Genomic DNA, 23,484 nt, shown 5'->3' with positions numbered 1-23,484 from the left:
AGGTGCCACTATGGGAAGACAAAAAGCAGTGATCCAGGCTCGTCGTGAAGCTAAACGTGTTATTAGACGTGACTCACGCAGTCACCGCCAACGTGAGGAAGAATCTGTGACCTCATTAGTACAAATGGGCGGTTTGGAATCTATCGGAATGGCTCGCGATTCTCGCGATACTTCCGCTATCGAAGCGCGTACGGAAGCTCAAGGTCATTACTTATTAGCCATAGAGAATAAGCAGTTGATTTTTGCCACAGGTGAAGCTGGCTGCGGCAAGACGTTTATCAGCGCTGCGAAAGCGGCAGAGGCGTTAATTCACAAAGAAATAGATAGGATTATTGTTACTCGCCCGGTATTGCAGGCCGATGAAGATCTCGGTTTCCTGCCTGGTGATATCTCTGAGAAGTTTGCCCCTTACTTCCGGCCAGTTTACGACATTCTTGTTCGTCGCCTGGGTTCATCGTTCATGCAGTACTGTCTGCGACCGGAAATAGGTAAAGTAGAAATTGCGCCATTCGCCTACATGCGAGGGCGTACTTTTGAAAATGCAGTGGTTATTCTGGATGAAGCCCAGAACGTCACCGCCTCTCAGATGAAAATGTTTTTGACCCGTCTTGGTGAAAACGTGACGGTCATTGTTAACGGGGATATCACCCAGTGTGACTTACCGCGCGGTGTGGTATCAGGGCTTAGCGATGCATTATCTCGCTTCGAAGAAGACGAGATGGTCGGCATCATTCGCTTTAACAAAGAGGACTGTGTGCGTTCAGATTTGTGCCAACATGCGCTGAATGCCTATTCCTGAACCGTAACTTAACCCATCGAGTACCTAACTGGTCTCGGTAAATAAGCAAGGCCGCCAATTATGGCGGCCTTTGTTGTTTCTGCAGGCGGGTGTTTTCCCCATAGCCGTTAAATTAAAGCATGATAATCATCATATAAGCGCAGAACAGTGCCAGGTGAGCAGTACCATTAAGCACATTGGTGCGGCCAGTCGAGAAAGAAATCTGGCACAGGATAAGCACCGCCAACATGACGACAATGTTGGCCGGATCCAGGCTAAACATCAGCTGCTGGCCTGTTAATGTTGCAATAATTGTCACCGCAGGGACGGTAAGAGAAATCGTTGCCAGTACCGAACCAAAAAACAGGTTCATGGCACGCTGCACCTGATTTTTCAGCACGGCTTTCAGCGCACCAAGGCCCTCGGGTGACAGGATTAACAGCGCCACCAGGAAGCCGGTAAACTGTGCCGGAGCATTAAGCTCGGTCAGCAAGGTTTCCAGCGGGTTGGCGTTGAATTTGGTCACTGCAATGACCAGCACCAGATGCACCACCAACCACAGCGCATGGGTCAGGCTTTTATGGGATGACGGCTTGCCGTGCGGCGTGTTTTCGTCTTCATCTTCATGTTCGTAGACAAACAGGCTCTGGTGCGTTTTGGTCTGAATCAGCAGGAAAACCCCGTACATGGCGGCTGAAATTGCGGCCACAAACAGTGCCTGCAAAGTCGTAAAGTTACCGCCAGGCAGCGCGGCAGGGAGCACCAGTACAATGATTGCCAGCGGGAAAATCGCCATCAGATACTGCTTGATACCACCAAGATTGACATACTGAGTCGCGAATTTCTGACCGCCGAGCAACAGGGCAAAGCCTACCAAACCGGATGTCACAATCATAATGATTGAAAACAGCGTATCGCGCATCAGCGCGGGGGCAGCATCACCGGTTGCCATCAGCGCGGAAATAAGACTGACTTCGAGAATAACCACCGACAGACTTAAAATCAGTGAGCCGTAAGGTTCGCCCAGTCGATGCGCCAGTACGTCTGCATGGCGCACAACGCTGAATGCACTGGCGAGAATACCCAGTAGCGCAATCAGATTAATGCCGACCACAAAGCCGAAATTGCTGCTGTTGCCCCATAGCATCAAAACAATCAGGGCAATAATGGGAAAGACCAATGAATACTCTTTATGACGGGATTTTTGCTTTTGTTGTTCCTGGGCTGACACCATGATGCGGATTTTCCTTATAAAAGATGCTCGGCGTGGAGGCAAAAAGTGAAAATGGCCCTCACAAAAGCAGGGTGTGGATCCTGTAGAGTGCGCAATACCTCTATAAAATATAACGGTAATTTCTGGTTACATTATAGCAGATAAAACATACAGAGTATAGGAAAAATGGTATTGGTGGGGTTTTTACAGCATAGCGCGTGTTTTTATAACTTAATCAGGGATTTCTCAGGTTTAATAACATAAGTGGTTTAGTGGCAGTAAAATTAATGTCATTTATTTACAGTAAATTACCTGTTGTCAGGGTGAAGTTTACTGGTTTTAAAAAGTAAGTAAATTTACTTGCTTGTTAATCTACTTATTAAATGTCAAAAACCACATTAACTGCAAAAGCCTGAATCTTCCTAAATCCGGCTATCTTCAAGCGTAGCAGCTAGACTTAGAGTTGAGGGTAAACTGCAAAACCAGAACATGGAGAAACTCTGATGCCTTATCAAAATCGCTCATCCCTGCCAGACTCGGTCAAACATGTGCTTCCTGCTCACGCGCAGGATATTTACAAGGAGGTGTATAACAGCGCATGGGATGAATATAAGGATTCCAGCGATCGTCGGGGTGAAGAAAGCCGCGAAGAAACGGCGCATAAAGTTGCCTGGGCTGCAGTAAAGCACTCTTATAAAAAAGGGGATGATGACAAGTGGCATCCCAAATAAAGCCTTAATTAAAAGGATCCAGCATGCCGAATCAGCACGCTCCCCATGTAGTAACGGACGCCGGTACCGTAGCGGGAGATTGGGAAAACGGAATTGCATCTTTCAGAGGGATCCCTTTTGCAGCACCGCCGATAGGTAAACTGCGCTGGCGGCCACCCCAACCGCCGGAAAAATGGCACGGTATCAAACAAACTAATCGCTGGGGGCAATCTAGCTGGCAAAACCGAGATTACTGCATGGCGGTAGGCGGTGGCGATCCCGGCGTGTTCAGCGAAGACTGTCTTTATCTCAATGTCTGGACTGCTTCGCCTTTCGTGGGGGAAAAACGGCCCGTTATGGTGTGGATTCATGGCGGTGGCTATACCATTGGTTCTGGTGGACTTTCTCCTTATATTGGCGGTCCGCTGGCGTCACGCGGCGTGGTATTGGTGACATTGAATTACCGCCTTGGACATCTGGGATTCTTCGCCCATCCTGCACTGGATGAAGAGTACCCGCCTGGTGAGGCGGTAAATAATTTTGCCTTGCTGGATCAGATAGCGGCGCTGCAATGGGTGCAAAATAATATTTCGGCCTTTGGCGGTGACGCCGAAAATGTCACTATTTTTGGCGAATCCTCCGGGGCTCGTAGTGTGTTGTCACTGTTTTCATCACCACGCGCCAAAGGTTTTTTTCATAAAGGCATCGTACAAAGCGCCTATACCTTACCTGACACCAGTCGCTCGAAGGCGTTACGTCGCGGTAAAGCGCTGGCCGAGCATTTTGGCCTGCAACAGGCCACGGCGGAGCAACTTCGCGCACTGCCACAGGACAGCTTTTGGCCGCTCAGCGGCAAACTTGGCGTCGCGCCAGTTCCTATTGCCGGTGACAGCGTGCTGCCAGAGCCGATGATCGCGGTGTTCACCGCCGGCAAACAGCATCCTTTGCCATTGATTATCGGTAGCAACAGCGATGAGGCCAGCGTGTTGAGTTACTTTGATATTAATGTGGCGGGGGTCGTGAGAAGGGTTAAACAGCAGCACCCGCTGGGATTAAGGCTGATTAAATGCCTTTATCCGGGAGTCAAAAATGACAAGGAACTGGGGCGACAGATTAGCCGCGACATGGCGTTTACCACCATGGGATATGTGGCGATGCTGGGCCAGCACAAAGCCGGAGCGCCGGGCTGGCGCTACTATTTTGACTATGTTTCGGAAAACGCGCGCGTGCAGTGCCCGAATGGCACCTGGCACGGCAGTGAAATTCCTTACGTGATGAACAATATGCATTTAATCGAGAAATCACAGGTTATCGGGGGCGGGTTTACCTCGGGTGATCAAGCCTTTGCCGAAAAGGTCAGTGAATACTGGCTGAATTTTGCCCGTCACGTTGCAGGCAAAAGCACCCATATCGAGGGCGATATACACTGGCCGGTCTGGCGTCCGCGTAAAGATAAAACGTTGCGCTTTGGTAATGAAGGCCAGGCTGAGCTCAAGGTCGAGGCGCGTTTTATGCGCTTACGATTAAAACTTTTCCGCCTGCTGATGACTAAACTCGTCAAGCTGGATTAATAATCGCCTGATAAATGGCGCGCCATTAGCGTTCGCTGGCAGTAATCAGCAAAAAACTATGCCGGAGGCAGCATGAAGTTAGGATTTGCCTGTAAATATTTTGATGCGCAGCAGCATCAACCTTTCCCGTTTCGGGCGACCACGCGTAAAAGATTTTTGAGTCTGGATAATGAGCAAAGAATAAAGCTGATTTTTGAAATTTCGGCAACCAATTTAAATAACCTGTATCTGAATCTCAAACATCTGGCGACAGAATTACCGGCGTTGAGGATGATGAGAATCGGCAGCGATTTGCTTCCTTTATATACCGTGCCCGAGGCCAAGCCTTTATATCAGTCTTTCCTGGCTGATCTTTACCCGTTATTTGCCCGCTGTGGTGAAGTGGCGCGTGAAAACGACATTCGGCTGTCGTTTCATCCCGGGCAATATACCGTACTGGCCTCGGATAACCCGGCGGTGGTCGAGCGGGCCATTGAAGACGTGGAATATCATACTCTGTGCGCCAGGCTGATGGGCTACGGCAAGACCTTTCAAGATTTTAAAATCAACATTCATATGAATGGCAGAGCCGGGTTCAGCGGATTTAAAGACGCTTTTATGCAGCTCAGTAACGAATCAAAGCAAATGCTGACGGTGGAAAACGACGAGATTTCCTGTTCACTTGACGACGTGCTGCAAGCGCGTGAGCTGTGCCCGATAGTGCTGGATATTCATCATCACTGGGTTAAAGAGAACGCCTTTATCCAGCCCGACGATCCGCGCATGGCGGCGATCAAAACGTCATGGCGCGGCGTGCGGCCGGTAATGCATTACTCAATCTCTCAGGAAGGATTGATCCCTGAACAAGGCTATCCGGATCAGCAAACCTTAGGCGTTTCCAAGTCAAAACTCAGGGCGCATGCCGATTATTATTTTAACGACACTTTAAATGACTGGGCGCTGTCGTTTGTCGATTTTGACATTATGTGCGAAGTCAAAATGAAGAATCTCGCCCGTGACCGGCTCTATGCCTATTCATTGCAAAAGTAAATCGTCATTGCAAAAGTAAATCGCTGCCATAAACCTCTCTCTGGCACCATAGATTTTGCCCGCTGGCGCTAACACCGCGTGTCGTTGTGTGGTTTAACTGATAGCAGAAACTTCACAGTAACCAGACAGGTAACGGCATGGCTTGGGTCAATGACAATAAAATTGTGCAGTGGTCGCGTGAGGGTTATGAACTCAGCACCGACCGCCAGCGGCTAGATTTCGATAAAGTTTTCGATTTTATTTCCGTTCAATCCGACTGGGCCAGAGGCCTGCCGCGAGAAATTATCGAGCGGTCGATAGCCAATTCAATGGCGTTGGGACTTTATTATCAAGGGCAGCAGATTGGCTTTGCTCGCGTTGTCACCGATTTTTGCCGCCTGGCCTATGTGATGGATATTTTCATTGATGCCGATTTTCGCGGGCGCGGTCTCGGCACCTGGTTATCGGCGGTGGTGCGTAGCCATCCGGACCTTGTCAATGTGTCGAAATGGATGCTGACCACCCGTGATGCTCAGCCGGTATATCAGCGCGCTGGCTGGAATCTGGTTAAACAACCTGAAAGCATCATGGAGATTACTCGCGCCAACCCGGCAGGCCCAATCTCAATATCTCTTAACGAAACGCTTATCACCGTTAATCCCCTGACGGTAAAGGAACGCACGCAATGACTTACCGAATTGGCGTAGACATCGGCGGGTCGTTCACCGATTTCGCCGTGCTGGACGAGCGCGATAACAGTATTCGAACCCTGAAAGTGCTGTCTCGGCCCGATAGCCCCGGCAGTGAAATTACTACCGGACTGAGCCAGCTGCGTGACAGCTTCGGCATTGCGCCGCAGGAAGTTCATTATTTTACTCACGGCACCACTGTCGGGGTCAATGCGGTGATTCAGCGCAAAGGGGTCAAGCTGGCGCTGTTTACCACGCAGGCCTTTGAGGACGTGCTTGAACTGGCACGTTTAAAAATTCCGCACATTCATGACCTGTTTTCTCGTCGTCCCGACCCGTTGATTAGCCGCGATCGGGTGTTTGCCATTAAAGAACGTACCGACAGTCAGGGGCGTATTCTGCAAGCCGTAGATGCCGATTCAGTGATTGCCGCCGTCGAACAGGCGCGAGCGCTGGGCTGTGAAGGCATTGTGGTCGCGTTTCTGCACTCTTATCGCAATGGCAGCAACGAGGCGCGCGTTCGTGAGATGGTTGCCGAGCTGGCGCCGGAAATGTTGACCTCCTGCTCTGCTGAAATCTGGCCGATTATTCGCGAATACGAACGCACCATCACTGCCACCATCAACGCCTACGTCCAGCCAAAGGTGATTAATTACCTTGGCGCTTTTGAAAAGGCGCTGGCGGAGATGGGCGTGCCGGTGCCACCAAGGATCACCAAATCCAACGGCGGCGTGATGAGCGTGACTCAAGCCAAGGCCGAATGTGTGCAGATGATCCTCTCTGGCACTGCCTCTGGAGTGATTGGTGCCGGATATATCGCCGACCAATGCGGTTTCGGCAAGCTGCTGAGTTTAGATATCGGCGGCACCAGCGCCGACGTGGCAGTGATCGTTGACGGCAGGCCGGAATACGGCAGCGGTGAAGTGATCGGCGAGTTTCAAATTTTTATTCCTTCCGTTTCAGTCACCTCAGTGGGACAGGGCGGCGGTTCGCTGGCGTGGATAGACCGGCTTGGCGTATTGCAGGTCGGGCCTGACAGCGCCGGATCGTTGCCTGGCCCGGTGTGTTACGGGCGCGGCGGCAAGCAGGCCACGGTGACTGATGCCTTTGCCGCCTGCGGATTATTAGGCCACGGCGCGTTGGGCTACAGTGCGGTGAGTGTTGACGTTGCAGCCGCGCGTGACGCAGTGAGTTTACTGGCTCGGCCGTTGGGAATTTCCATTGAAGAGACCGCCGAAACCATTATTCAGCTGGCGATATCCAGTATGTATACCGATACCAGCGGTTTAGTGTCGCGCTTTGGCATTGATCCGCGCGAATTCTACTTCCTGGCATTTGGCGGTGCGGGTCCGATGATGGGCTGCTATCTGGCCCGCGAACTGAATATGAAAGGCGTGGTGGTGCCACCGACGCCGGGCGTGCTCTCGGCACTGGGCGGGCTGGTGGCGGACCTGAAAAATGATTTTATCCGCACTCTGTACCGCGATTTAACTCTCGACTGCCTACAGGAAATCGCGCTCGCTGCAACGGCGCTGCAGCAGGATGCCGAGGGCTGGTTGCGGCGCGAACACGGTGCCGATTTACCTTATCGCCTGCAATTTTCGGCCGATATGCGCTATCGCGGTCAATCATTTGAAATTGAAGTGGCGCTGGAAAACGGCTGGCTGGCGGCGGGATTATGCCAGGCCGAGAGCCTTGCCGCCATCGGCGAGGCGTTTAACCAGCAGCATCTGAAAATCTTTGGCCACAGCGACGCGCAGGCCGCGATGCAAATAATCAACCTGCGTCTGGTTATCACTTCACCCACCGCGCGACCTGACCTGCAAAAACTGGCTCACAGTGACGCTCCGGTGGTTGCGCAATCGGTGGTCAGTGCCTGGGTGGACGGGGCTCGACGCGACGTCATGGTCGTGCGCCGTGACCAATTACGGGCGGGTCAACAGTTTAACGGACCGGCGATTATTGCTCAGGACGACTGTACTACCTGTGTGCCAACCGCGATGCAGGTCAACGTCGATAGTTTTGGCAATTTGATTATTACCCCATTTGAGGACTTCCAGCATGGCAATTGATGGACGCAATCTGCAAATATTGGCCAACTACTGCGCTGCTGCCGCCGATGCCATGGCCTTTACGCTGATGCGCACCGCGCATTCAACATTCGTTAAAGAAACCGAGGATTTTTCCTGCCAAATTGTCAGTCGCGAGGGGCTGGCTTTCGCTTCTCCGCGCAGTTTTGGTGCACCTTGGTACAGCGGTATTGATTATGCGCCGGTTTTAGAACTGATCGACGATTATCAAGAGGGCGATATTTGCATTACCAATGACTCTTATGCTGGCAATGTGGCCACGCATTCGCCTGATATTCATATCTGGAAGCCGGTATTTTATCAGGGGCAGATTGCCTGTTTTGTGGTCGGACATATCCATAACACCGACGTTGGTGGTGCGGTGCCTGCTTCTTTGTCGCGATCGCTGACCGAGATAGTGCAGGAAGGATTGCGCATACCGCCGTTAAAAATTATCTCTGGCGGCAAGTTGAATGAAGATGTGGCACGGATTATGCGCCTTAACGTTCGCGCGCCGGATCAAAACTGGGGGGATTTTAATGCCCAGATCGCCTCGGTTAATATCGGCGAACGCAAGGTTCAGGAGATTATTGCCCGCTTTGGCATTGAAGATTTCTTGCAGGGGGTCGAGGGTATTCTCGACTATGCCGAGCAGCAGGCGCGCAATATCATCGCGACTATTCCCGACGGAGAATATTTCTATGCCGATTACGCTGACGAAGATACTGATGGCGGTTATCCCTGCCGCATTGCGGTTACGCTGCGCGTTACGGGCGAAACCCTTGAACTGGACTACACTGGCAGCGATCCGCAGCTCACGTCCTCACTGAATATGCCAACCGGCGGGCGTGAAAGGCATCCGCTGGCGCTGGTGGGCGTGACTTACGTGCTGTCGACGCTGGACAGTCGCCTGCTGCTCAATGCCGGAACGCTGCGCCCGACGCGAGCTATTCTACCCAGCGGCACGGTGATGAACTGTGAAGAACCGGCGGCGGTTGGCATGCGTTCGCTGACCTGCGCGGTGTCGCAAATTGCCACGCTGGGGGCGTTTTCACTGGCAGTACCTGATCGATTACCGGCCAACTCTCCTGGCGGTAACTCGATTGTGAATATTAGAACCGTGGACGCCCAAAGCCGGACCGTGGTGGCCTCGATTGGCCCCGTCGGCGGTGGCGCAGGTGGCACCCCGCGTCACGACGGCCCGGACGGCTCGGGCGGGCTCTCCGCCTTCCTCAAAAATACTCCAGTCGAAATCAACGAAGCCGAGGTGCCGATTCTGGTGCGCCGTTACGGCTTGCAGCCTGACAGCGGCGGCGCAGGGCGCTATCGCGGCGGCATGGCGACCGTGATGGAGTTTGAAATCACCGCGCCAAATACCGTCGTCACCGCGCGGAACCGTAATCGCTCAGTGTTTGCCTCGGCTGGCGCGGCGGGCGGTAATGCCGGTAAAAACTCGAGCTTCCAGACCAATCCCGGCAGCGCTGGGGAAGTGGAGCACGGCAATATTGACGTCATTAAATGCGGGCCGGGTGACATCGTTAGGCTGATTGGCCCCGGTGCCGGCGGGTACGGCCCGGCGCGCGAGCGTTCACCACAAAGCGTACTGCGCGACGTGCAATGCGGTTTCGTGAGTCTGGAAGGCGCGCGCCGTGATTACGGCGTGGTTATCCACAATGGCGCAATCGATGCCTTTGAAACTGAAATCACCCGCAGCACCATGGCCGTAGCCGGCAGTGAGCATTTCGATTACGGCACGGCGCGGCGCGAATTTGAACAGGTCTGGACTCGCCAGCGCTACAGTTTGCTGACCGAGTTTTTAGCCGCAATGCCCGTGGTGTGGCGACACTTCCTTAAGCATCAGGTGTTCGCAGCCGTTGCCGCGCAGGACAAACCTGCCGATGAACAGGCGATGACTCAACAGATGGCCGAAATATTGCATGGATTAGTGAATAAATTTCCGGCTATTGGCGGCCAACGACCCGCGTAATAGTCGCTGCAAGTTATTCAAGTGAGGACGGGCGCGGATGCTTAACTTATCGGTTGCCAACGCAATAGATCGCAAGTCGCAGGGTTCATTACAGTCAAAACTGCGCGAAAAAATTTCTGAGGCGATAGCTAAAGGGGATTACGAGCAGGGGCAAACTCTGCCATCCACTCGCATTATGGCCGAGCAGCTGAAGATATCTCGCAATACCGTGACGCTGGTCTACGAAGAGCTGGCGGCGGAAGGCGTCTTGATTTCCGAACACCGGCGCGGTTTTTACGTTGCGCCAGATGCCATCGCGAGGTTGCCGCAAAGTCGGCCAGTGGAGCAGGTTTCGCCGTCGGTTGACTGGGACAGCAAGCTGGTTATCAATCCTGCCGCGATGGAGCACATTACTCATCCACAGGATTGGCGGAGCAAAAAATATACCTTTATGTACGGCCAGCATGACCGCTGGATCTTTCCAATCTCCAGCTGGCGAAAATGCAGCCGCGATTCGCTGTCACTGCATGATATGTATGACTGGACCGTGGATTATGTCGACGAAGATGACCCTGTATTGTTGGATGCGTTTCGCCGTCGCGTTTTGCCAAGGCGCGGATTTACGGCCCATACCCAGGAAGTGCTGGTTACCGTGGGCGCCCAGCATGCACTATTTTTGGCAATCCAGTGTTTAATCCGCCCGGGAATGGTGGTTGGCATTGAGGACCCGTCGTACCCCGATGTACGTAACCTGATGATTTTCCACGGTGCGGTGCTTAAACCGCTGCCAGTCGATGAAGACGGGCTGATTATCGGCGATGCGCTGGTGGGTTGCGATATTCTTTACGTCACCCCAAGTCACCAGTCACCGACAACCGTGACGTTGTCACATTCACGACGTCGTGAGCTGCTGCAAATGGCTAAAGATCACGACTTTATTATCATTGAGGATGATTACGACACGGAATCGCGATTTGGCCGTTTTCCTTCCAGCGCGTTGAAATCGATCGATACAGATGGCCGCGTGGTGTATGTCACTAGCCTGTCAAAGCTGCTGTCGCCCGGCCTGCGAGTTGGATTTTTAGTCGGTCCGCTGCCGTTTATTCGACAGGCCCGCGCGCTGCGCAGGATGAGCATTCGTCACCCGGCGGCAAATAACCAGCGCACCGTCGCGCTGTTTCTGAAAGGGGGCTATTACGAGTCGCTTCTCAAGCGCTTTCACGAAGAATACGAACTGCGCTGGCATACCCTGCAACAGGCACTCAGGCAGTATATTCCGCTGGCCGAGGTGGCAAGTTCTGAAGGTGGCAGTTCGGTGTGGCTGCGCTTTCCCGAGGAGATCAATACTCGTGAGCTTTCGCAACGAGCTTACCAGAGAGACGTTTATATCCAGCCCGGTGAAAGCTATTTCTTACAGTCTGCCAATAAATTAACCTCGCGGCCAACTCACTACATGCGTATTGGTTTTTCATCAATCAAAGTGGAAGACATCGCCGACGGCATAGCTATCGTCGGCGATGTGGTAGATGAAATGCTGGCTGAATCAGCTCCCCAGCACAATCACGCGATCGGCTGAGGCAATCGTTGAAGGGCGGTGAGCAATGATTATGCGAGTCACTTTTAGCGCCGCAATCGAAGCATTGATATGAGCCTAGTTTTCGACATCAAGATGGCTGGTAGCTTCATCGAGGAACAAAATGCTCGGACGGCGATACAGTGCCCGGGCAATAAGCAAACGCTGTTTTTGCCCACCGGACAGGCTGCCGCCCAGCTCGCTTATCAACGTTTCATAGCCCATTGGCATGGCTAAAATATCGTCATGAATATTCGCGCGGCGGGCGCATTCCAGCAGGTGCTCAGGCTCGTTCTGTTCCTCAAAGCTGGCAATGTTTTCGGCAATTGAACCGGCAAACAGCGTATCTTCCTGCAACACACAGGCAATACAGGCGCGGTAATTGTTTACGCCAACTTTGCTGATATCCATTCCGTTGAGTTTGACTTCTCCGGCGGTGGGCAACAACAGACCCGACAACAGCTTCATCAAGGTGGTTTTCCCCGTCCCCGACGGGCCGGTTATCGCCACGCTTTCGCCTGCCGTCACGCTAAGGTTGAGATTGTTAATCAGCGGGGCGGACAGCACATCGTACTGGAAGGATACATTTTGCACCTCCAGACCCGCGGCTTCACCCACGCGCAGCAGCGGGCGCTCAGGGATATAATGCTCTTCCTCGGTGAGAGCAATGTCTGCAATACGCTCGGAATGCAGCGACAGCATGCGCAGCTGTAGCACCATATCCAGCAGGTTGGCGGCGCGGTCTGAAAACTGCCCGCGATAGGTGTTAAACGCCACAAACATACCCAGCGTCATATGGCCGTCAATCACCTGACTCGCGCCGAGCCACAGCAGAGCAATCTGGTCGAGAGTCGCAATCAAGGTATTGCCGCCCTGAAACAGCATCTCGTAACGCGTTTTTCGCACAGTGGCGTTGGCGGTATCAATATTCATATTCAGCCAACGCTGTGCGCGGTTTGAGGAAAGCCCCAGCGCTTTTAAGGTGCCCATGCCGTACAGCGTTTCCATAAAGTGCGAGCTGGCACGGGCATTTTTCACCAACTGCTCCTCGGCTATCTGGCGATAAGTTGGATAGGTTGCCAGGCGGAATAAACAGTAAAGGGTAGTGAAACCAAGGATAACCCACACCAGCCAGCCGCCGTACAGAATCATCATCACCAACAGCCCGACCGACATAATGCCGTCCATCAGGCTATTGACGACGTTGGAGGTCAGCGTGGTGCGCAAAGTGTCGAGTGAAACAAAGCGCGATTGAATGTCGCCGAGTTTACGTTTCTCAAAATAGGCCAGCGGCAGGGCAAGCAGGTGATCAAACAGGCGCGCTTTCCATTGCACGTCTATCAGAGTCGTCATTACCAGCTGAGTCCAGGATTTCAGAATACTGATGCCGGTGCGAAATATCACGAACAGCAGCAGGCCAAGACAGATAAGCGTGAGCAGGTTGGGGTCCTGCGCCGGGATCACATGGTCCATCACCAACTGCATACCGACCGGTAACAGCAGATTTACCGCCTCTATCATCAGCGAGAAACAAAACAGTTTGGTCAAGGTAGCAAAAATGCCGCTGACATTGCTCGCCATCTTGCGCAGATTGAGCCGGTTGGTGTTCTTTTTATGGCTGAAATTGGCATCTGGCCATAGCTCGAGCGCAACGCCGGTAAAGTGCGCCGACACTTCCTGCAAGCCCAAAACGCGCCGCCCGAACGCCGGATCATGCACCACAATTCGCCCACGTTTGGCGGAGAGCAGCACCACAAAATGATTCATGTCCCAGTGCAAAATGCACGGCGTCTTAAGCTCGATAAGTTCGTCGATATCCAGGCGTAGCGCACGAGATTTTAAATTCAGCTGCTGAGTCACCGCCATCAGGGTTTTCAGCGTGACGCCGCGAGTGGAAACATCAAACTGCTGGCGCAGCGTGAGCAGGTCAGTCTGTAATCCGTGATAACCACAAATCATGGCCACACAGGCTAGCCCGCACTCAGCCGCTTCGGTCTGAATGATTTGTGGCACTCGGCGGCGAAAGCTGAAATGTAATTTTTGTACGAGTTCGTCTAACTGCGCTTTATTCATTATTCATTCACCGGTCCGGTAATACTTTTCTTCAAGCTGTAATAAGGGGAAAGCATCCATTGATAGAGCGGGCGTTTTTCGAGAAACAGCGTGGATTCCGCCTGCATGCCGCTGGATAAAGCTAAAGGTTGTCCGTGCCAGCTAAGCGAGCCTTTATCAAGCGCTACAATGGCTTTGAAATAACTGCCATCGGTAACCTGGTTCTGTCGAGGCGCGCTCACATAGCCCGACATTTCTTTTGCCGTACTTGGCGCACTGGCGACCGAAATTATCTTTCCCGGGAATTGGCCATATTTTTGGAATGGGAACGCGGCGTAGCTGACATTAATTTTTTCGCCCAGTTGCACGTAAGGGCGGCTTGCATCAGGCAGCCAGGCAACCAGATAAAAGGCGTGTTCACTCTCTGGCACCAGCTGCACCAGGCTGTCACCGGTATTGACCATTTGGCCCGGCGTTACGCTCAGTGAAGAGATATTTCCTGCCGTCGGAGCAGTGATGATAATTAGATTTCTTGCATTAGCTTCGGCAAGATCGCGGTCCAGCGTTTGCTGTTGATAAAGCGATTGCGAGATCTGATTATCAAACTCGGCCGCCTTGGTCACTTTCTGACTTTGCAGGTTGCTAATCTGGAGTGACTGCTGAATAACCTGTGCAGTAAGGCTTTGGAAGGAACTCTGCTGCTGGTAATAAAGGTAGCGCTGGTTATTTAGCTGGTCGGTAGTAATCAGACCTTTTTTAAGCTACACATTATAAGAGTCAAGACTTTTGCCCATCGACTCTAACCCTTGCCTGGCTGAGGCGACCATTTTATTCAGGCCAATCTGTGCCTGCTGGTATTGCTCTAGCTGCTGCTGGAGATTATCTAACGTGGCCTGCTTATTATTTCGTTGCTGAGCGATAATGTTGTCCAACTGCAACTTCTGCTTATTGATAGCATCAAGCGTTGAGGTACTGACATTACCTGATTGTGAAATCTGGCTGACATCTATTTTATAAAGCGGAGTGCCGGCAGCGACCTGTTGTCCATTTTTAACCAGCAGTTTGGAAATGACCCCTTGCTGAGGTGAGAACAGGTTAATCGTGTAGGGCTGGGTAATGACTTCGGCACTGACGTTAATTCGGCGAGTGTAGTTTGCAAACGTCAGAAATAGCAGCAGCAATACAAGGAATGTACTGGTTAAGGATAAAGTAATCCATAGTGGCCAGCCTTTAAGCAGCAGCGCTTTGCCTAGCCACTGAGTTTGTTGCTGAGTGGCAACTTCCTTACGGAAAAGTGCAGACATCAAAATACTCTGGTAGAAGCGATTAAATCACCTGCAGCCTTAACTGCAGGTGGAAGAATATCTCTTACAAGTTATTCAAAATGGCTTGAATATTGACGAGTAGGAGACAGACATATATTTATTTCAGATATTAAACCAGCTCTGAAACTGCAGCAGGAATACCCAGGTCGTTCAACGCTGCGCCAACATCGGATACGGTGGTGCCAAGAATATTAGGAACAGTGCTAGTAACAACAGTTCCTACTGTACCTAATGCAACACCAACGGTGCTCGCAACATTACCCAACAGGCTTGACAGCAAACCGCCGCCCGCAACTTGCTCAACTTCGATAGTGTTTAGTTCTTTCATAATAATCTCCGAAATTAATAATAGATGCTTAACTACAGTCGCTGATTATTTCCTCATACATCAGCAAGTAACCCCTTGCGACCTTGGATTCACTCTAAACTATCTAATTGAATTTGGCTTATTCTATCGTGAGAAAAGTTAAAAATTCTTTTTAAATTTAAAATGGCAGTGTTTAAGACTGATTATAAAGTTAATGCCACTCTTTTGACGGAAAATCCTGCCGCGTTCCTAGACCTTTCTTATGGAGATAATACATTAATTTTTCTTTATATTTCAATTGTTAGATATCCATTTAGCTTAAGTAAATAAGCCATGAGCCAAAGGGGGTATTCTGCTGGTGATTTATTGAGCGTTGGCGGCAGGGATCTATTGTAACTTTTTGTTAAAATTGAAATATTATTTCAGTTTGAAACTATTGTCTGGGTGTTTGGTAGAACGACAAATCTACGACGGCAGATTGATGCAGTGGATGTTGCCAGGAGAAATACAGTTGGATTCATATTGTATTAATAAATGTAGGGATTTGATGGGTGATTCAGATATTAAAAATGCAAAGGCAATCACACTTTTATTCAGACTGGATTTAAGCAGTGCAAGGTGGGGTAATTCAATAAAATATTTAGTTGGAAGCATTGAGCGGAACTAATTTGGCCTTTTTGTTCCCCCAACAATAGAAGCTGCAGGGGGAACAGTGTCATATGCTGGTAATAAAGCGCTGGCTTGCTGATTTACTAGTATATGACATCGATACAATTCTTAGAACAAAGCAGTCAGGATACCGTTAACACCTGTCGCAACGCTTGAAACGGCGTTAGGAATAGTCGTTTGAACCAGTTCATTAACCAGTGGGTTAACAGTGCTAGCGACTTCACCCAACAGGTCTGACACTAAACCGCCACCAGCAACCTGTTCAACTTCCATAGTATTGAGTTCTTTCATAGTAACCTCAGGAATAGTTAACAAAAGTTTAATTGTGATCCTGCAAACAATGTAAGGATTACGCTGTTTGATTCTTTCCGACCACTCAATCACTCTAAACTATCTTCTTAAAATTGGCATATTATTTCGTTATAAAAGTTTTAAATTCTTTATGGTTTGTAATTCATGGTTTTTTATTCTATCTATAATCAAATCATCAACGCATTGGTCGAAATGGCCGATCGGCCTCCTAGGAAGTGAATGTAATTTTTAACATTAATTAAATTTATATTTTATTTTTGTGATATCTATTTTACTTAAGTATATAAGCAGGGTGGGTGATTTTTGAGCAATCTGGTAGCATTCTGTGATCTAGGTCTGAAAAAAATATGTAACTCATTGTTAGTAATGAAATGTGGTTAGGCAGGAAGCTAAAATTATCGATAAAAGTGCAGAGTTGAGTTCGAGGGAGGTTTGGGCAGAATGTAGGCGAATAAGGCGCGCTTTGTTACAAACTTGCGCAGGAGTAAATTAAGACATAAAGATAATCCACCTGCTGGTTAAACAGCAGGTGGTCGACATAACCCATATCAGCTATTAATGGAGGTTTTAATAGCCAGTTAATTGAGTTGCATAATGCCGTTGCTACTAAATTTTAGGCCAAGGTTGAAAATAGGCTGGTAGCCGCTGTTTCAACACTGGTTAATGCATTCGGAACAGAGATCGCCAGCACTTGGTGTAATAATGGGTCCAAAGCACTAACAACATCATTCACTGCACTGATAGCTAAACCGCCGCCAGCAACTTGTTCAGTTTCAATAGAATTGAGTTCTTTCATCTCAGTCTCCAGGATTTTAAAAAATTGATATGCAATGGCTAATGGTTTCAACAGTAATTGACAGGTCACTGATGTTACTTAAGCAAGCAAGGCTGGGTTGCCAATGTGAGTCATAATATTCGCAGGCGCGACTCTGTCTGCGTATATATGAAACAGCATCATGGGTCACAGGCAAATTAAGCGTATTTATTAAACGTCCAACCTTCGCTTTAGAAGGTGATTAACGATTTTAAAATACTGTCGACATCAATTTCTGCAAATTGTACGGTTTGTCCTACAACTGGGCTGATCGCGTTACTTATTGCGTCATTTGTGCTGCCCAGAACAGTTCCCAGCAGATCGGTGATAACGCCACCGGCCCCGGCAACTTGATCAATTTCAGTAACATTGAGTTCTTTCATGCCAGTCTCCAGGATTAGCGTATTTAATAAGCGTTAGACCTAGGATTTAAAAGGTGATTAACAACTTTAAAAGTCCATCGACATCATTGTCTAAAGATTGCACGGTTTGTCCTACCAATGGGCTTACAACATTACTTACCGCGCCAATAACAGTGCCCAGTGTGTCGGTAAGAAAACCACCAGCACCTACAACTTGTTCAACTTCCATAGTGTCTAGAACTTTCATAATAACCTCGAGAAATTATCAATTAATACTGGATTAATATTTGAAAGGCAGCTGAGGTTAATTTCCAGCTTGCCGCATAGCTGCTCCTTGCAACCACGCATTTACTCTAAACGAAATGATTGAATTTAGGTTATTGTTTTGATAGAAAATAGTAAGATTCTTTACGTTTAGTTTAGTGCAGCTTATTATTCTGTTTTGAAAAATAAACACCAAGGATTTAGCGCCTAATTCAGATAAATTCCTATGCCTAAACCATGCGGGATAACATTAATTTTCTTTATGTTTTTAAGTCATCAAGATTAATTGACATAGAGACTTAATGATTTTGGTTGTTTTTTGATCGCTTGTGTTTTGGGGTTTTTTTATTAAAGACTAAATATGTAAATTTTTATTTAAATAAAAAACTAATTATTACAAGTGGTGTTTTTTTATATCAATCGCCAAGAACAATGACGCGATCGGCAGAAGCGATGGTGGAAGGGCGGTGAGCAATAATTATACGAGTGATCTTCAATGCCGAAATGGCGGCATTTATGCGAGCTTCATTTTCTACATCTAAATGGCTGGTGGCTTCATCCAAAAATAGAATTCCAGGACGGCGATATAATGCTCGGGCAATCAGCAAACGCTGTTTTTGACCGCCTGAAAGGCTGCCGCCCAGCTCACTGATCAAGGTCTCATAACCCATGGGCATGCGCAGGATATCTTCGTGAATACTGCAACGTTGAGCACAATCCAGCAAATGCTCGGGTTCTCGCAACTCTGCAAAGCCTGCAATATTTTCGGCAATGGAACCTGCGAACAGCGTATCGTCCTGCAACACACAGGCAATACAGGCGCGATAATTATTAACCCCTACCTTGCTGATATCCAAGCTGTTTAATCGAATCTCTCCTGATGTTGGCGGCAGCAGGCCGGACAGTAATTTCATCAGTGTTGTCTTGCCCTGGCCCGATGGACCTGTGATTGCCACACTCTCACCGGCTGCAACCGTCATGAACAGATTTTTAATCAGCGGTGCAGACATCACATCGTATTGAAATGAGACGTCGTTAACTTCCAAGGCTGCCGCTTCCCCGGCCTGTAAAAGTGCGCGAGCAGGCAGGTTGTGTTCAACCTCAGTGAGGGCAATATCGGCAATACGTTCCGAGTGCAGCGATAGCATTCGCAGCTGCAACACCATATTCAGCAGGTTGGCCGCTCTTTCCGAAAACTGGCCACGATAGGTATTAAAAGCCACAAACATACCCAGCGTCATATGGCCATCGATTACCTGAGTTGCTCCCAGCCATAGCAGTAAAATTTGATCGAGGGTAGAGATTAAGGTGTTCCCACCCGCAAATAACATATCGAAACGGGTTTTTCTCACGTTGGCGTTGGCGGTATCAATGTTCATGTTCAGCCAGCGCTGGGCACGATTTGATGACAAACCCAGCGCCTTTAGGGTCCCCATGCCGTACAGTGTTTCCATAAAATGCGAGCTGGCGCGGGCGGTTTTGACAAGCTGTTCTTCTGAAATCTGCCGATAACGCGAGTAAGTCACCAGTCGGAAGAGACTATAAAGCACGGTAAATCCGAGAATTACCCAAACCAGCCAACCGCCATAAAGCGCCATCATCATTATCAGCCCAACGGACATAATGCCGTCCATCAAGCTATTAACCACATTGGTGGTCAGTGTGGTGCGCAGGGTATCAAGTGAAATAAAGCGTGATTGAATGTCGCCGAGTTTGCGCTTCTCAAAATATGACAAAGGCAACGCCAGCAAGTGGTCGAACAGGCGGGCTTTCCATTGCACGTCAATCAGCGTGCTCATTACCAGTTGGGTCCAGGATTTAAGAATGCTGACTCCGGTGCGAAAAAACACAAAAAACAGCAAGCCAAGGCAAATCAGGGTCAGCAGATTAGCGTCCTGTGCAGGAATTACGTGGTCCATTACCAGTTGCATACCCACCGGCAGCAACAAATTCACCGATTCAATCATTAACGAAAAACAAAAAAGCTTGCTCAGGGTAGCGAACAGCCCGCCAACGTTGCCGACCATTTTCCTAAGATTCAGTCGGTTAAGCTTTTTATCCTGGCTAAACTCTGCGTCTGGCCACAGCTCCAATGCCACTCCGGTAAAATGCGCCGACACTTCCTGCATACTCAACGTTCGTTTGCCAAAAGCAGGATCGTGAACCCGCACCTTGCCTTTATTCGAGCTTATCAACACCACAAAATGGTTCATGTCCCAGTGCAAAATACAGGGTGTTTTAAGTGCGTTTATATTATCGATATCAACCTGTAAGGCGCGCGATTTAAGATGCAGTTGGCTGGTGATACCCATCAGAGTTTTTAAGTTCACCCCTCGGGTCGATACATCAAACTGTTGGCGCAGGCTCAGAAGATCAGTCTGCAATCCGTGAAAGCCACAGACCATCGCCACGCAAGCCAGCCCACATTCCGCCGCTTCCGTCTGGATAATTTGCGGCACTTGGCGACGAAAGCCGAAATGAAGTTTTTGCATCAGCGCTTTTAGCTCCAAATTATTCATTTATTGGTCCCGTGATGCTGTTCTTAAGGCTGTAATAAGGTGAGAGCATCCACTGATATAACGGACGCTGCTCAAGAAACAGCGTCGTTTGCGCCTGCATGCCGCTCGTCAATGCCAGATGCTGTTGATGCCAGGTGACTGAGGCCGAGTTGAGACCAATAATGGCTTTAAAATAGGAGCCGGTGATCATTCCACTGCTGTTACGCGGGGCGCTGAGATAATCTTTCATTTCTTGCGCGGTACTGGGCGCATCGGCAATAGAAATGACCTTGCCGGGAAACTGCCCATATTTTTCAGAGGGAAACGCCGCATAGCGGATATTGATTGTTTCACCCAGGGTTACAAAGGGGCGGCTTTCATCGGGTAGCCAGGCGACGAGAAAAAAAATTTCATTATTTCCCGGCACCAGCTGTACCAAACTGTCGCCTGCATTGACCATTTGCCCCGGTGTCACGCTGAGAGATGAAATACTTCCCGCCGCGGGCGCGGTGATTAACAGTAAGTTTTTAACGTTAGCTTCGGCTAATTCGCGGTCCAGTCCCTGCTGCTGATAGCGCGACTGTGAAATTTGATTATCAAAATCTGAGGATTTCGTCACTTTGGCGCTTTGCAGACCGCTGATTTGCAATGACTGCTGTATCGCCTGTGCATGCAAATTTTGGTATGAGCTTTGTTGCTGGTAATAGAGATAGCGCTGATTGTTCAGCTGATCGGTATTAATTAACCCTTTGCGCAGCGAAATATTGTAGGAATCCAGAGTAATGCGCATGGCGTTTAAACCGTCTGCGGCAGATGCCACCATCTTGTTTAATCCTGTTTGCGCCTGTTGATATTGATCCAGTTGGTCTTGCAGATTAGATAAAGTGGCACGTTTATTATTTTCAAGCTGAGCAATAATATCGTCGAGCTGGTGTCTTTGTTTATTTATTGCCGCCAGCGTGGTGGTGCTGGCATTGCCCGTTTGCCCGACGCGGCTGAGGTCTAGCTGATACAGCGGTGTTCCGGCAATAACCTTTTGGCCATTGCTGACTAACAGTTGTGAAATAACACCCTCTACAGGAGAAAATAAGTTAATAGTATGCGGCTGAGTAATGACTTCTGCACTTACCGTGATGCGTCTGGCGTATTGTGCGAAAATTAGGAATATGAGCAGGGCAATCATAAATCCGGCGGTCAGCAGTGCGGTAACCCAAGGTGGCCAGCCTTTGAGTAATAGCGCTTTACCCAGCCACTGAGACTGTTTATTTTCGGCGACTTCAGGGCGGAAGAGTGGGGGCATAATGGAATCCATTACAAATGACAATTGTGATTAACTCGGCTCCCATAGGTTGGGAGCCGTATAATAAATCTAAATCATTTAACCTTATATGCTCAATCCACAGTGCTGGTCGAAATGGCTATAAAAGGTTAATAAGATCAGATGTGCCACGGGTTACAAGATGGAGAGTATTAATTGCCTCATTTTTTTCTTGAGTGGTAAGATCAGTATCCATGACTATTGTATTGATTTCGTTGTTTAAATCATATACAGTGTCATATATTACTCCACCGCCTGCAACCATTTCCAATTCATTCATATTGAGTTCTTTCATGATAATAATCTCCGAAATTGTGACGGTTGTTAAAACCCGTGTCAGGCGGCTTGTAAAAGTGTCACAGCAATGCAGCCTGCCTTGAGTTTAATTAATTGAACTACACATGCTAGATAGTATCAAAAGCAATTTCTTTTAGTGCTTCTACGTCTTTAACCACATCGTTCTCTAACACTTCTACTACTTTACCCAATGTATTTCCTCGCCTTATTAGGCGGAACAGTGGCGATGTAATGCAATCCATTACAAATGACCATGGGGAATAAATCGGCTCCCATAGGTTGGGAGCCGTATAATTAATCTACATTGTGTAGGCTTATGTATTTAATCCGTTATTTTAAAAAATCATATGTCACCGCCAAAGACAGTCTGTAAGTTTTGGGTGGATACAGCAACAAAAATATCTGTTTCCTTAAGGGCTTGATTGCCGACATTAATTGCTTCATTGTATGTATCCGAGGTGGCATTCAAAATACCATCTAATATTCCTTCACCGCCTGCAACCATTTCCAATTCATTCATATTGAGTTCTTTCATGATAATAATCTCCGAAATTGTGATAGTTGTTAAAACCCGTGCCAGGCGGCTTGTAAACGTGTCACAGCAATGCAGCCTGCCTTGAGTTTAATTAATTGAATTACATCTACTAGATATCATAAACAGCAATTTCTTCTAGTGCTTCTACGTCTTTAGCCACATTGTTCTCTAACACTTTTACTGCTGTAACTACTTTATTTTCTCACTCTCTCTGGCGGAATAATGGCGATATAATGCAATCCATTTCAAATGACAATGGTGAACAAATCGGCTCCCATAGGTTGGGAGCCGTATAATAAATCTACATTGTGTAGGCTTATATATTCAACGTATTGCACTGATTTAATTAATTAAGTAAACTACCTTCTAATCCGGTTACGTCGCTTTCCAAAGTTGTGAAAGCACCAGGTAGAGCACCAAGTGCTCCAGATGCTGCACCTACTGCTCCAGCAGTTGCGTTATTTATTACAGTAAATATAGAGGCCTGAGCACCACTTACCAATCCACCGCCTGCAACCATTTCCAATTCATTCATATTGAGTTCTTTCATGATAATAATCTCCGGTTAGAATATGGTGCCAACCCATTCAGGCGTACCTTGCGGTCATCGGACAGAGCATCTGTTTACCCAGGGTCTGATACAAACTTTAGATCAGGTTTTTAAAGAAGCGAAAAATGCGATTGCTTCAGCAGGGGGGATTTTTAAACAATTATTTTATAACAGAATCAAAGGTGTTTAAGAGAAGTTAGCCAATACCACCTTTTTTTGCCGCCTATTCAAGTCTGTGATTTAAACATTAACCTTTAATTGACGACTAAAGGCTTAGCAAATGCTTTAAATCCTCATTATAAAGCGTGTTGTGCTGATAAATTAATTTAGTGACCTATTGTTGGTTTGAAATTTAAGTTAAGTTTGCAAGTTGTCAGTTTTAAACACTGTTGACCGTAAGCTGAATTGCCGTGTTAGCCCTCAATCATAAGTTTTAGCGGCTTGAGAGCAGCATCAACATGAAATTTCCTTTCGCAAACCGATAACGCACATTCTGCTGTAGCAAACTGCGCATTCCCCACAAAAAATTCGTCATTGGCGGTAGAGTAAATCAACAGCCTTTTACCTTGGCTCGCTGCTAGGGCCATTTACTGAATCTGCATCG

General features: G+C 48.7%; 21 protein-coding genes and 2 pseudogenes. 9 read left to right on the top strand and 14 right to left on the bottom strand.

Annotation, left to right across the window (positions count from 1 at the left end):
* Window positions 1-10 precede the first annotated feature (10 nt).
* A complete protein-coding gene (gene phoH, locus SPM24T3_RS08140; protein WP_009636256.1) occupies window positions 11-799 on the top strand; it encodes a phosphate starvation-inducible protein PhoH in 789 nt (262 codons plus the stop codon).
* A gap of 112 nt (window positions 800-911) precedes the next feature.
* Here phoH and chaA read toward each other — a convergent pair whose 3' ends face one another.
* Window positions 912-2,012 carry a sodium-potassium/proton antiporter ChaA gene (gene chaA / locus SPM24T3_RS08135; protein WP_009636255.1) on the bottom strand — a complete coding sequence of 367 codons (1,101 nt, stop codon included), beginning with the start codon at window positions 2,010-2,012 and terminating at the stop codon, window positions 912-914.
* A gap of 482 nt (window positions 2,013-2,494) precedes the next feature.
* Between chaA and chaB the strand changes: the two genes are divergently transcribed.
* The 7 genes from chaB to SPM24T3_RS08100 all read left to right on the top strand — a co-directional run bounded on the left by chaB (window position 2,495) and on the right by SPM24T3_RS08100 (window position 11,580).
* Window positions 2,495-2,722, top strand: a complete 228-nt coding sequence (gene chaB, locus SPM24T3_RS08130; protein ID WP_009636254.1) for a putative cation transport regulator ChaB — start codon at window positions 2,495-2,497, stop codon at window positions 2,720-2,722.
* Window positions 2,723-2,745: 23 nt separating this feature from the next.
* The gene (locus SPM24T3_RS08125) at window positions 2,746-4,272 is read left to right on the top strand and encodes a carboxylesterase/lipase family protein (protein WP_009636253.1); all 1,527 of its coding nucleotides are present in this window, start codon (window positions 2,746-2,748) and stop codon (window positions 4,270-4,272) included.
* Between the two features lie 72 nt (window positions 4,273-4,344).
* A complete protein-coding gene (gene uvsE, locus SPM24T3_RS08120) occupies window positions 4,345-5,301 on the top strand; it encodes a UV DNA damage repair endonuclease UvsE (protein ID WP_009636252.1) in 957 nt (318 codons plus the stop codon).
* A 137-nt stretch (window positions 5,302-5,438) separates the two neighbouring features.
* Window positions 5,439-5,969, top strand: a complete 531-nt coding sequence (locus SPM24T3_RS08115; RefSeq protein ID WP_009636251.1) for a GNAT family N-acetyltransferase — start codon at window positions 5,439-5,441, stop codon at window positions 5,967-5,969.
* A complete protein-coding gene (locus SPM24T3_RS08110; RefSeq protein WP_009636250.1) occupies window positions 5,966-8,041 on the top strand; it encodes a hydantoinase/oxoprolinase family protein in 2,076 nt (691 codons plus the stop codon). Before SPM24T3_RS08115 ends, SPM24T3_RS08110 begins: the two co-directional genes overlap by 4 nt.
* Complete coding sequence (locus tag SPM24T3_RS08105) at window positions 8,031-10,025, top strand: hydantoinase B/oxoprolinase family protein (protein ID WP_009636249.1); 1,995 nt, start codon at window positions 8,031-8,033, stop codon at window positions 10,023-10,025. Before SPM24T3_RS08110 ends, SPM24T3_RS08105 begins: the two co-directional genes overlap by 11 nt.
* Before the next feature lie 37 nt (window positions 10,026-10,062).
* On the top strand, window positions 10,063-11,580 hold the full coding sequence (locus tag SPM24T3_RS08100; protein ID WP_009636248.1) for a PLP-dependent aminotransferase family protein: 1,518 nt from the start codon (window positions 10,063-10,065) through the stop codon (window positions 11,578-11,580).
* Here SPM24T3_RS08100 and SPM24T3_RS08095 read toward each other — a convergent pair.
* The 12 genes and pseudogenes from SPM24T3_RS08095 to SPM24T3_RS08040 form a co-directional block, all read right to left on the bottom strand.
* Window positions 11,548-13,650, bottom strand: a pseudogene (locus SPM24T3_RS08095) (peptidase domain-containing ABC transporter). The gene SPM24T3_RS08100 and the pseudogene SPM24T3_RS08095 sit on opposite strands and share 33 nt — an antisense overlap.
* Window positions 13,650-14,939 (bottom strand): annotated as a pseudogene (locus SPM24T3_RS08090) (HlyD family secretion protein). The pseudogenes SPM24T3_RS08095 and SPM24T3_RS08090 overlap by 1 nt, the downstream one beginning before the upstream one ends.
* 124 nt (window positions 14,940-15,063) lie before the next feature.
* Window positions 15,064-15,282 carry a hypothetical protein gene (locus SPM24T3_RS08085; protein ID WP_009636246.1) on the bottom strand — a complete coding sequence of 73 codons (219 nt, stop codon included), beginning with the start codon at window positions 15,280-15,282 and terminating at the stop codon, window positions 15,064-15,066.
* A 756-nt stretch (window positions 15,283-16,038) separates the two neighbouring features.
* A complete protein-coding gene (locus SPM24T3_RS08080; RefSeq protein WP_037377991.1) occupies window positions 16,039-16,221 on the bottom strand; it encodes a hypothetical protein in 183 nt (60 codons plus the stop codon).
* A gap of 634 nt (window positions 16,222-16,855) precedes the next feature.
* Complete coding sequence (locus SPM24T3_RS08075; protein ID WP_009636243.1) at window positions 16,856-17,038, bottom strand: hypothetical protein; 183 nt, start codon at window positions 17,036-17,038, stop codon at window positions 16,856-16,858.
* 209 nt (window positions 17,039-17,247) lie between these two features.
* On the bottom strand, window positions 17,248-17,439 hold the full coding sequence (locus SPM24T3_RS08070; RefSeq protein WP_009636242.1) for a hypothetical protein: 192 nt from the start codon (window positions 17,437-17,439) through the stop codon (window positions 17,248-17,250).
* 46 nt (window positions 17,440-17,485) lie between these two features.
* Window positions 17,486-17,665, bottom strand: coding sequence for a hypothetical protein (locus SPM24T3_RS08065; protein WP_037377950.1), 180 nt, complete (start codon window positions 17,663-17,665; stop codon window positions 17,486-17,488).
* Window positions 17,666-18,098: 433 nt separating this feature from the next.
* Window positions 18,099-20,201: a peptidase domain-containing ABC transporter gene (locus SPM24T3_RS08060; protein ID WP_009636241.1), complete on the bottom strand. Its 2,103-nt coding sequence runs from the start codon at window positions 20,199-20,201 to the stop codon at window positions 18,099-18,101.
* Window positions 20,194-21,480 carry an HlyD family secretion protein gene (locus tag SPM24T3_RS08055; RefSeq protein ID WP_009636240.1) on the bottom strand — a complete coding sequence of 429 codons (1,287 nt, stop codon included), beginning with the start codon at window positions 21,478-21,480 and terminating at the stop codon, window positions 20,194-20,196. Before SPM24T3_RS08055 ends, SPM24T3_RS08060 begins: the two co-directional genes overlap by 8 nt.
* Before the next feature lie 118 nt (window positions 21,481-21,598).
* Window positions 21,599-21,793, bottom strand: a complete 195-nt coding sequence (locus SPM24T3_RS08050; protein ID WP_009636239.1) for a hypothetical protein — start codon at window positions 21,791-21,793, stop codon at window positions 21,599-21,601.
* Window positions 21,794-22,138: 345 nt separating this feature from the next.
* On the bottom strand, window positions 22,139-22,330 hold the full coding sequence (locus SPM24T3_RS08045; protein ID WP_009636238.1) for a hypothetical protein: 192 nt from the start codon (window positions 22,328-22,330) through the stop codon (window positions 22,139-22,141).
* Between the two features lie 346 nt (window positions 22,331-22,676).
* Window positions 22,677-22,880, bottom strand: a complete 204-nt coding sequence (locus SPM24T3_RS08040; protein ID WP_009636237.1) for a hypothetical protein — start codon at window positions 22,878-22,880, stop codon at window positions 22,677-22,679.
* A 22-nt stretch (window positions 22,881-22,902) separates the two neighbouring features.
* Between SPM24T3_RS08040 and SPM24T3_RS25435 the strand changes: the two genes are divergently transcribed.
* Window positions 22,903-23,070: a hypothetical protein gene (locus tag SPM24T3_RS25435; RefSeq protein ID WP_157135276.1), complete on the top strand. Its 168-nt coding sequence runs from the start codon at window positions 22,903-22,905 to the stop codon at window positions 23,068-23,070.
* Window positions 23,071-23,293: 223 nt separating this feature from the next.
* Here the strand turns inward: SPM24T3_RS25435 and SPM24T3_RS25870 are convergent, their stop codons facing one another.
* Window positions 23,294-23,467 (bottom strand): hypothetical protein, encoded by a 174-nt coding sequence (locus SPM24T3_RS25870; RefSeq protein WP_237713010.1) that lies wholly within the window; start codon window positions 23,465-23,467, stop codon window positions 23,294-23,296.
* Window positions 23,468-23,484: the final 17 nt, after the last annotated feature.

Origin of the sequence: Serratia sp. M24T3 (assembly GCF_000257645.1) — a bacterium.
Taxonomy (GTDB): domain Bacteria; phylum Pseudomonadota; class Gammaproteobacteria; order Enterobacterales; family Enterobacteriaceae; genus Rouxiella.
Note: the sequence above shows the minus strand (reverse complement) of the source record. Positions and strands in the feature narration are given on the sequence as shown.